This window comes from Candidatus Zymogenus saltonus, from assembly GCA_016929395.1.
GTDB classification, from domain to species: Bacteria; Desulfobacterota; Zymogenia; order Zymogenales; family Zymogenaceae; genus Zymogenus; species Zymogenus saltonus.
Map to the genome: position 1 here is coordinate 1 of JAFGIX010000075.1, position 9317 is coordinate 9317.

At 48.7% G+C, this 9317-nt stretch carries 11 protein-coding genes; 8 read left to right on the forward strand and 3 right to left on the reverse strand.

The window, feature by feature from the left end; genetic code table 11:
* Positions 1-104 precede the first annotated feature (104 nt).
* Together rpsI and rplM are read right to left on the reverse strand one after the other, a co-directional pair.
* Positions 105-500 (reverse strand): 30S ribosomal protein S9, encoded by a 396-nt coding sequence (gene rpsI / locus JW984_14190; GenBank protein ID MBN1574345.1) that lies wholly within the window; start codon positions 498-500, stop codon positions 105-107.
* 20 nt (positions 501-520) lie between these two features.
* A complete protein-coding gene (gene rplM, locus JW984_14195) occupies positions 521-952 on the reverse strand; it encodes a 50S ribosomal protein L13 (GenBank protein MBN1574346.1) in 432 nt (143 codons plus the stop codon).
* 323 nt (positions 953-1275) lie between these two features.
* On the opposite strand from rplM, the gene JW984_14200 reads away from it, so the two are divergent.
* The 7 genes from JW984_14200 to JW984_14230 all read left to right on the forward strand — a co-directional run bounded on the left by JW984_14200 (position 1276) and on the right by JW984_14230 (position 7432).
* Positions 1276-2259: a metallophosphoesterase gene (locus JW984_14200; GenBank protein ID MBN1574347.1), complete on the forward strand. Its 984-nt coding sequence runs from the start codon at positions 1276-1278 to the stop codon at positions 2257-2259.
* A 346-nt stretch (positions 2260-2605) separates the two neighbouring features.
* A complete protein-coding gene (locus JW984_14205) occupies positions 2606-3256 on the forward strand; it encodes a methyltransferase domain-containing protein (GenBank protein MBN1574348.1) in 651 nt (216 codons plus the stop codon).
* Between the two features lie 139 nt (positions 3257-3395).
* On the forward strand, positions 3396-3818 hold the full coding sequence (locus JW984_14210; GenBank protein MBN1574349.1) for a tetratricopeptide repeat protein: 423 nt from the start codon (positions 3396-3398) through the stop codon (positions 3816-3818).
* A 58-nt stretch (positions 3819-3876) separates the two neighbouring features.
* Positions 3877-4014, forward strand: coding sequence for a hypothetical protein (locus tag JW984_14215; GenBank protein ID MBN1574350.1), 138 nt, complete (start codon positions 3877-3879; stop codon positions 4012-4014).
* Between the two features lie 225 nt (positions 4015-4239).
* Positions 4240-4887 carry a tetratricopeptide repeat protein gene (locus tag JW984_14220; protein ID MBN1574351.1) on the forward strand — a complete coding sequence of 216 codons (648 nt, stop codon included), beginning with the start codon at positions 4240-4242 and terminating at the stop codon, positions 4885-4887.
* Positions 4888-4987: 100 nt separating this feature from the next.
* Positions 4988-6052: a hypothetical protein gene (locus tag JW984_14225; GenBank protein MBN1574352.1), complete on the forward strand. Its 1065-nt coding sequence runs from the start codon at positions 4988-4990 to the stop codon at positions 6050-6052.
* Between the two features lie 126 nt (positions 6053-6178).
* Positions 6179-7432 (forward strand): MFS transporter, encoded by a 1254-nt coding sequence (locus tag JW984_14230; protein ID MBN1574353.1) that lies wholly within the window; start codon positions 6179-6181, stop codon positions 7430-7432.
* Positions 7433-7653: 221 nt separating this feature from the next.
* On the opposite strand, the gene pncA is transcribed toward JW984_14230, so the two are convergent.
* Positions 7654-8316 carry a bifunctional nicotinamidase/pyrazinamidase gene (gene pncA, locus JW984_14235; GenBank protein MBN1574354.1) on the reverse strand — a complete coding sequence of 221 codons (663 nt, stop codon included), beginning with the start codon at positions 8314-8316 and terminating at the stop codon, positions 7654-7656.
* A gap of 112 nt (positions 8317-8428) precedes the next feature.
* On the opposite strand from pncA, the gene JW984_14240 reads away from it, so the two are divergent.
* Positions 8429-9133 (forward strand): hypothetical protein, encoded by a 705-nt coding sequence (locus tag JW984_14240; GenBank protein ID MBN1574355.1) that lies wholly within the window; start codon positions 8429-8431, stop codon positions 9131-9133.
* Positions 9134-9317 lie beyond the last annotated feature (184 nt).

The following is a 9317-nucleotide window of genomic DNA, read 5'->3' on the forward strand; positions in this document are numbered from 1 at the left end:
CCCACAATCGGCAAGGCTCATCTATCAAGAGCCCTCCGACGAGATGGGATGCAAAAACAACGTTGTGATTTCTCGAGACCGCCGCCGATGAGGATATCGGTATCTTACCTCTTGGAGAACTGGAACCTGGCCCTCGCCCCCCTCTGGCCGTACTTTTTCCTCTCCTTGACCCTGGAGTCTCTGGTGATGAATCCGGCCTTTTTCAGCACGGAGCGCAGCTCCGCGTCGTAGTTCAGGAGGGCCTTGGAAATACCGTGCTTGATGGCCCCGGCCTGGCCGGAGTGGCCGCCGCCCGAGACGTTGACGAAGATATCGAATTTGCCCAGGGTGTTTGTCAGCTCCAGGGGCTGATGAATTATCATCTTTGAGGTTTCCCTGTGGAAATAGTCGTCAAGCACCTTTTTGTTTATAACTATATCCCCCTTGCCCGGTCTCAGGTAGACCCTGGCGATGGAGCTTTTCCTCTTTCCGGTTGCGTAATATTGCGGTGATTGGGCCATAGAACTTTAAACTCCCTTTTTTATTTCAGGTTTAAGGTTTTCGGACTCTGGGCATGGTGAGGATGTTCCGGACCCGCGTACACTTTGAGCTTTTTGATCATCTTTCTTCCGAGCCTGTTTTTCGGGAGCATCCCGCGAACCGCCTTTATCACCAGCTCTTCCGGCTTTTTGGCGAGAAGCTTTTCCGCGGTAATCTCCTTTATTCCCCCTGGGTAACCGGTGTGACTGTAATACTTTTTGTCCTTCAGCTTGTTGCCGGTAAGCCTGATCTTTTCTGCGTTGACGACAACAACGAAGTCGCCCGTATCCACGTGGGGTGTGAAGATAGGTTTCTTTTTCCCCCTCAGGACCGACGCAACTTCCGAGGCGAGCCTACCGAGGATCTTCTCGTTGGCGTCGACCAAGAACCAATCCTGTGTGAAATCCCCGCTTTTTGCGCTAACTGTTTTCATCTATTTTTCTCCGAACGCTTAACTGATTCAAAACCCCCGATAGCCCCCTGATAGCCCCCCGATAACCCCCTGATAGCCCCACCACTAAAAACTCCCGACCCCCCCCCCAACCGCCTCGATCCTCCCGATGCCCCTCCAATATCCCCGACACCCCTTAATATTATTTCAAACTTCTATTTATAATATGATATTGATTGAATGTCAAGCTTTTTTACAAAGTTTTTAAACAAGTCCAAAAATATTTCATGCCTAATTGCAAAAGGAAAACCAACGTGCTAACATACTCCGCAGCCATATCCAAATCGATTTGAAAGGAGAACCAGATGGCCGGTCGGGAGGGATTCACGATTTTTCACCTGTCGGACATTCACTACGACGGAAAGAACGTGGAGATTTTCAAGCTCGCCCTGGAGCATCTTGTGGAGTTCAGCCCCCAGTACGTCTTTGTCACCGGTGATGTCGTGGAGGACCCAAAGGAAGACATAACGGTGCCCGCCGAGATGATCAGAGAGGCGCTGAAGGCGGTGGAGGAGAAGAGCGGCATCTCCCCTGTATTCAGGATAGTCCCCGGAAACCACGATCTCTTCTTTATGGGCTCCTACGGAAGAAAAAAGAACGGGAAGTTTTTCAGGGTATTTACCGAGGAGGAGATGGGGCACTACTTCTCCCCGGAACACCTGTTGAGCGTCTTCACCTTCGACTCGAACCAGATCTACGAGCCGAGGGGTAATCTATGGAGAAAGTTCGTGCAGATTATGCGCCCCATGACCCACGGACTCATAATCGAGAGGGACCTGGACGAGTTCTCCGATTGGTCCAGGGGACTTAAGAAATCGGAGAATCAGGATCTGTATCTGAAGTCGTTCAAGATCGCCCTTGTCCATCACCACCCGATGCCGACCTCCTACAACTTTTTGCCCAAGCTCGCCGACGAGGGTTTCATGATGCTCGAAAACGCCGGCGTGGTCATGTACCGTCTCATACAGGAGGAGTTCGACCTGATCCTCCACGGGCACCGCCACGTGCCGCAGTTCTGCCGGGCAGTATACTTCGACGAGGACGACATAGAGCGGGAGATCGCCGTCCTGGGGTGCGGCTCCACCTCGAAGAAAACCGACGACAAGATCAGGGCGGTTGGGCACAACTTCAACGTGATAAAGGTCGACGACAACGGCTCCGTCATCGCAACCCAATATATAAAACGGGGAACGGGCACCTTTATCCCTGGAGACAAGGTAATCAAGATAGACATGAAGAAGGATGAAGGAGTAAAGGGGAAGAAAGGAGGCGGCTCCAAGAAGAGGTGACGATCTCCCGCTTGCTCGATCAACGGTCAATGTGGTTTACAATAAACCAACCATCGCGGATTGATGGCGGCCGCCCGTCACATTTCCCAAACCTTGAGGAGATGTTGGTCTTACAATTGGAATAAACTTAAAAAGCAAGGATTTCTGAATGGCCATTGATGTTAAAGGAATAAGGATTGAGGACGCCCCGGATGACGTGATTCCCATATGCCCGAATTGCAAGGAGAGGTTGGATATAATCTGGAAAAAATCGCATATAGGAATAGTGAAAAGAGAGATTATAATATGTCCCCATTGTGAGGTTATCCTCGGGTATGTCTTTTAAGCTCTATTGAAAGAACAATTCGTGAAAGAAGAGAGAGGAAGGAAGGCCCGACCAGTTAGAAAATCCGCCGCCGATATCTTCGACAAGGCCGCCCCCTTCTATTTCATTATCGACCTCTTATCCGCCTCTTTCATCAGGGAGGCGGTCAGGAGGCTTCCAGAGCATCTCGATATAACGAGGGATACTAAGATGATCGAGGTGTGCTGCGGGACCGGGCTTCTGTCGAGGTATCTTTCCGGGCTGAGCGACCACGTTGTCGGCGTCGACATCTCCCCCAAGATGATAGCCAAGGCGAAAAGGGGCGCAAAAACGCTTCCGATCGATTTCAAGGTCATGGACGCATCGGCCCTCGATTTTCCCGACTGTTCGTTTAACCTCGTCGCCATATCGAGGGGGCTCCACGCCATGCCGGGCGACCTGAGGGACAAAGTCGTGGCCGAGGTGCATCGGGTTACAAAATCCCACGCCCTTTTCATCGAGCCGATTGACCGCCCCAAAAACAGGATATTCAGGGCCGTCTACAACGTTGCTGAGAGACTGGAGGGAGGATTTGAAAACTACCTCGAGTTCGTCGGGATGAACTTCTGTGAGTATCTCAAACATCGCGGCTTTTTACCGGAGCCGATTCTAAAAAAGGACACGGCCGCGGCCTATTTATGCAGAAAGATATAGATGTAAAAGCGATAGAGAATAGTGATCTCCCAACTAATTTTCATGTGCATCAAATAACATTTCAACATTGACAGCATAATACTATTAACATATAATATCACGAGAATATGTATTTGATTTGTTTTTCAGGATAGAGAAAATGAAGCTGAAAAGGAGGAAGGAGTTAATCGCGGCCGCCAAAATATCTGCCGCCATACTGGTAACAACGTTCCCGTTCGCGTTTCTTTTGGGCACCTCCTGCGGCGTGCCTGACGAGCCGAAGAGTGCCAAGGATTGGTACAAAAAGGGAAAAGCTTACGCTGATAATGAGATGTACGGCAAGGCGATAGAGTGTTTGACCAAGGCCATTGAGATTGATAACAAGAACGAGCAATCATACAGCTTAAGGGGTTACTGCTACTATTCTATGGCACAGCATAAGGAGGCCCTGGCGGATTTTGAAATGGCTCTGAAACATGGAAACGAGGTGGCCGATGAGTCTTATTATTACATGGGATGGACATATTACGATATGGGGAACTACGAGGAAGCAATAAAGAGTTTACCAAAACTATTGAGATAAATCCTGAGGAGACGGACTACTATTACGACAGGGCCTCTGTACATATGATATGCTTAAAATGCTCGACGAAGCCGAAAAGGACTTCAGAAAGGCGTGCTCTCTTGGTAGTATTAGTGGATGTGGGGCGGCAAAATGGAAGTATGAGGATAGAATTGAGGAGGAGAATAAGAAAAAGAATAATGTAGAAAAAAAATAGAAATACCCGCCGAAAAATATTCCATTCATATTTTTAATAATTTCTTAAAAAACTGCGATAATTTAACTGGAAGATAAAAAATTCCCATGAGAAGTGGTTTCTCAAATGGGATATATCTTTGCCCCATATCTTCATATTCATTTAAGCCCATCAAAATTTCTATTGACAAGATTTGAAAAACCGGATACTATATTCAAGACAACCAATCTTAGAGGGGATGAAGCGATGAAGCTGAAAAGGAATACGTCGGTCATTATTTCTTTAACGGTACTTTTAGCAATTAATATGTTTGCATGTATGTCGATGGATGACCCCGAAATGTGGTACCTCAAGGGGCTGAGATATCATAAGAAATACTGGTATAAAGATGCGATCGAGTGTTTCGACAAGGCCATCTCTTTAGATCAAAATTACGTAGATGCATATTACGCCAGAAGTCTTTCATATAAAGAGGAGGGATTATACGGTGATGCGCTAAAGGACTTAAATAAGGTAATCGAGCTCGATCCAAATTATAGGAATGTATACAACAATCGGGGAAGTGTCTACTCCAAACTGTGTATGTACGACAAGGCTATAGAGGATTTAGACAGGGCAATAGCCATCGATCCAAAAAACAGCAACGCTTACTACAACCGGGGCTCAACATACAGCAAGATGGAAATGTACAATGAGGCCATCAGAGACTACACTATGGTAATAAGCTTGGACAGTAAAAATGCATATACATACTACTCTAGAGGCTTCATTAATTATAAGATGGAGAGATGGGATGATGCGGAAAGGGACATGAGAGCGGCGTGCTCTTTAGGTTATGATGGAGCATGTTCGAGCTTGGAAAAGGTAATCAAAGAAAAAAATTTGGGAAAATGAATTGTTTTCTTTTCTAAATTCATTTTTTTATATGGATCCCTCTTTTGTGAAATAATTGGTTTAAATGAAAATCTTTTGACCAAAATTTCAGGAGGGAAAAATGCCGATCGAACCTATAGGATGGATGCTGGACTCTTTACAAATGTTGCAGGCCGAAAAATTTGCCTTTGAATCCGAAAAAGGCATAAATGAAGTTCTCAGCATTCTCGATTATGTTAAGGAGTCTTGCGACAAACTTCTCGATAAATTAAGTATTAAAAAACCGGACTACGAAAAACGTGAGTATGTGTCGGCGATTACTGAAGAACTCGAAATGCTGAAGACTGGTGCACAGTACATTGATAAACTGATGATCGACCTTCTAGAAAAAAGAAGAGAGAAAAGGGAGGAAAGGCGCGATAAAATCAAAAGTTATATAAAAGAAATTGATTTTTCAAACGAGGATATAGAAACAAAAACAATACAGATTTTAGAAAAAGTAACCGATAGTGTTATTGATTTTGTTGACAATGTTGATAAAGGAGAAATAACATTTTGGGAAGATGATACTACTAAAACAGAGAATCAATTCAATGCGATTATCGGTTTTGCTGAAAAAATACGAAATCTGACTCCCAATCTTCAAAATTGGTTTGATAAGGAGAGTGAAAAGCTGGACAGTGAAAGGGAAGGGAGAGAAGAGAACAAAAGTACGAAAGAAAACGTTGAGGGACTTACTAAAGCTGCCGATGATTTGGAATTAGCACATGCCAGTTTAATGGAGACGATTGAGTCCTTAAGGAGAGTAAACGAAACTATAAAAACAGTATCTCAAGAGAACAAATTTTTTAACATTGACGAGTCTCTGAACAGGCTTCAGAAAAGGATCGATGAAATGACAGGGGGAGAAGGTGCGTCATCTGAGACCGAAGAGAAAATGTCAAGTAAAACGTCAGACTCCCCAGAAAAAGCCGGACAGGGAGTCTCCCACGACGACCTCGGGATCGAGATCAGGGACTCGAAGCGCTCTATCATTAGCGAGATCGACTCGGTGAAGTCGGCGCTTGAGGCACTGATAAAGGAGATCGAGAAAAAAGCGATGACGTTCGACCAGATCTACAAAAAACTCTGTGTGACGATAGTACGCGAGCACAGGAACGCCACGGGGCGGATAATAGGAAAATGAGAGCAAAGTGAAAAAACAGCATATATTAGGGGGCCCGGCGATACAAGACCGGCCCCCCATTTTTCCGCCCTTTTACCATTCCGTCCTTGACATATCCAAAATCCCCCTATATCATTCATTCCCAACATGGAGACGAATCCCTCAAAAAGTCCGAGGAAAGACCCGACGATCAACGCCCTTGCGCTGACTATCTTCGCAACAAACATCGGCGGCGGCATCATCCTCGCCATCATCGCCCTCTACACGAAGCACCTGAACATCAGCCTCATCTTCGGGGGGTGGGTCATCTCACTTTTCGCCATAGCGAGGGGAATAACCCAGCCGATAATCGGCCACTACATAGACAGGATAGACCCCCGCCCCGTCATAACCTGCGGGATCGTCATCTTCATAGTCGCCTCCGCCGCCCCGGCCATCCCCAACGCCGTGGTCCTCTATGTGGCCCGGGCGCTTCAGGGGGTCGGCTCCGCGCTCGTCATCGTCTCCTGCTACACCATAATCGCCAGGAGATACCTCGATGCCTACATGAGGCGCATCGCCAACGCCCGGTTCATGATGCTCGAGATGACAGGCTCGGTGCTGGGGCCCCTCGTAGGCGCCGTCGTATTCTGGGTTACCGACTCCTTCTCGTCTCCCTTCATTGTCTGCTCGATGTTCGGCGTCATAGCCATGGCCCTCTACATGAAAAACTACGGCGCAATCGGCGGCTCGAAGCCTCTATACGAGATGAAAGATAATCCCCACAAAAAGAACAAGATGGTCTTCAACCCTTCGGGACTGAGCATCCTTATCCTCATCTCAACGATGTTCTTCGTCCTCCAGTTCGTCTGGGGAAGCCTCCAGTTCATCATGCCTCTCTACGTGGTGAACAAAGGAATGCCGGGCCACTTCGCGGGCCTCTTCTTCGGCGCTCTCTCCTTCGGGATGATTCTCACCATCCTCCTTACCGAGAGGGAGGCCTTCGGCAAGACCCCGGCGGAACTCCTTATCTTCGTGGGGAGCTTCTTTGCCCTATCGTGCCTCACGCTTCTTGTCCTGATCGTCGATGTGTGGGTGTGGTTTCTCCTCTTCTGGGCGATGGGCGCCGGGGTGGGGCTTCTCTTCCCGATATTCCCGTCCCTGGCGGCGGATGCCATCAAGGACCGACCGGGACAGGGGGTAAGCTACATGGAAATGGGTGGAAACCTCGGGTTTATCATCGGCCCCGTAGCGGCGGGGGCGCTGGCCGCGGGCGAGCAGTACCTAAGGGCGTTCTACTTCGAGATAGGCTCCGCCTACTTCCTCATAGCCGTCGCCGTGGCCCTAATCGTCATCAGGTGGAGATTGAAAAAGAGAGCGGACGTCAAAAGACACGACAATGCGGATTCAATACCCAGCTGACCAACCGATTGTTAGATTGAAGCGGCGTCGGAAAAGAGGATATAAAGCCGAAAAATCGATTAAACAGGTTAAGCGCCTAACTTGCCCAATTTAACATTGCTAAATAACAACAGCAGTGGATCTCAAGCCAGCAGCGGGATGGAAATGAAATCCCTCCTGACCGGAGACGGTCCCCTTCGTATCAAGCCCCATATCAGCAGCGGGACAGAGACTGAGTGACTCTAAATGGAAACGGCCTCCTTGTCGATAAACTCGACCCCGATGTCCTTCATGGTGTTCATCGCCCTCTCGAGGTGGCCCGGCGGCGAATCGACCGGCCGTGTCAGGTCTTCTATCACAAACACCTCAAAGCCGAAGTTGACGCCGTCCATCGCCGAGTAGAAGACGCAGTAATCGAGGGCCAGTCCGCACATGAAGACCCTCTTTACGCCCCTCGCCTTGAGATACCCCGAAAGGCCGGTCTCGGTCTTCTTGTCGTTCTCCATAAAGACGCTGTAGCTGTCGATACCGGCGTGAATCCCCTTCCTCAAGATGAGGGTTATATCGTCCACGTTCACTTCGGGGTGGAAGTCCGCGCCGAAGGTCCCCCGAACGCAGTGGTCGGGCCAAAGCACCGGCCCAAGACCCGGCTCCTCGAACAGGTCGTACGGCTTTTTGCCGTCGTGGGCGCTGGCAAAGGACTTATGTCCTGCGGGGTGCCAGTCCTGCGTCCCCACAACGGTCGCAAAAAGGGGGATCAGGTCGTTTATGTCTTCTATAATCTCGTTTCCGCCTTCAACGGCGAGGTTCCCACCGGGCATGAAGTCGGGCTGCAGGTCAACGACTATGAGAGCGTCGTCGGCGGCGATTTTAATGTCCTTCTTCTCGGCCCCTTTTGCTGTCATATCTTGGTCCTTCTGTTTTAGAAAGAAATTTTACACAACTATAATAATATATTTTTTTCATGTCAAGAAAATTGGCGTTGATTTTTTTTAATCATTTTAGTATATATAAACTATGTTCAAGGACGTAATCATAGAGGTGATCGGGGGAGAGATCGTCTTTACCTGCGGCGCCTGCAAAAGGCCCGGGTCCTTCGACACGGAGATGGTAAGGGCGATCACGGGAAGCAACGTCGTCAAGCCGTGCCCCCTCTGTAAAGCGATGATCACCTTCAACAGGAAGGTCGTGCTCGACGAGATCGAAAGGCTCATGTCCAGAGACCCGAGCCTCGAAAATCCCCTCATAGTGGACGACCTGGAATACCCTGAGGAGGAATCCGCAGTTGAGGCAACCGATGAGAAGCCGGCGCCCAAGACTGCCGACGGCGAGGAGATACAGGGGGGCGAAGCGATCCTCGTCCTCGACTTCGAGGACTCCTTCATAAACGACGTCAAGGTGGTCTTCGCCGGAATCGCCAACGTAAAGTCGCACGGGGCTTCCTTAGGGGCGGTGAAGTTCATCAAGGACGACATGGAAAACGCCAAGCTGATCCTGATGGACGTCTTCCTCGGGGACGGGACATGCTTTGACGTCCTCGAGCGGCTAAAGGACAACAAGCAGGCGTCATCAATCCCGGTCATCCTCGTCTCCACAACCGAGGACGACGAGAAAATGATAAAGAAGACCGTCTCCGGATACCCGCAGGTGAAGTTCGTCATCCAGAAAGAAAACCTGATGAAGAAGCTGATCAACATCTCCACGATATTGAGAAAGACGTGAGAAAGACGTGCGCAAGGCGTGAGTTTCGGGTTACCGGTCGGTTTGTTCGGTTGGTCGGTTGATTAGGGGGGGTGGTAGGATTGTTTCGTGGTATCGGTTATTTGAAAAAGTTACGATCTTACCTTACAGTTTAGTCGTTTAAAGAGAAGATATTTTATCATAGAAGAGCCATCCCCGAACTTTA

Excerpts from the sequence above, each read along its gene's own strand:
- rpsI (MBN1574345.1), bottom strand. The coding sequence starts at position 500 with ATGGCCCAATCACCGCAATATTACGCAACCGGAAAGAGGAAAAGCTCC.
- rplM (MBN1574346.1), bottom strand. The coding sequence starts at position 952 with ATGAAAACAGTTAGCGCAAAAAGCGGGGATTTCACACAGGATTGGTTC.
- JW984_14200 (MBN1574347.1), top strand. The coding sequence starts at position 1,276 with ATGGCCGGTCGGGAGGGATTCACGATTTTTCACCTGTCGGACATTCAC.
- JW984_14210 (MBN1574349.1), top strand. The coding sequence starts at position 3,396 with ATGAAGCTGAAAAGGAGGAAGGAGTTAATCGCGGCCGCCAAAATATCT.
- JW984_14215 (MBN1574350.1), top strand. The coding sequence starts at position 3,877 with ATGCTCGACGAAGCCGAAAAGGACTTCAGAAAGGCGTGCTCTCTTGGT.
- JW984_14220 (MBN1574351.1), top strand. The coding sequence starts at position 4,240 with ATGAAGCTGAAAAGGAATACGTCGGTCATTATTTCTTTAACGGTACTT.
- JW984_14225 (MBN1574352.1), top strand. The coding sequence starts at position 4,988 with ATGCCGATCGAACCTATAGGATGGATGCTGGACTCTTTACAAATGTTG.
- JW984_14230 (MBN1574353.1), top strand. The coding sequence starts at position 6,179 with ATGGAGACGAATCCCTCAAAAAGTCCGAGGAAAGACCCGACGATCAAC.
- pncA (MBN1574354.1), bottom strand. The coding sequence starts at position 8,316 with ATGACAGCAAAAGGGGCCGAGAAGAAGGACATTAAAATCGCCGCCGAC.
- JW984_14240 (MBN1574355.1), top strand. The coding sequence starts at position 8,429 with ATGTTCAAGGACGTAATCATAGAGGTGATCGGGGGAGAGATCGTCTTT.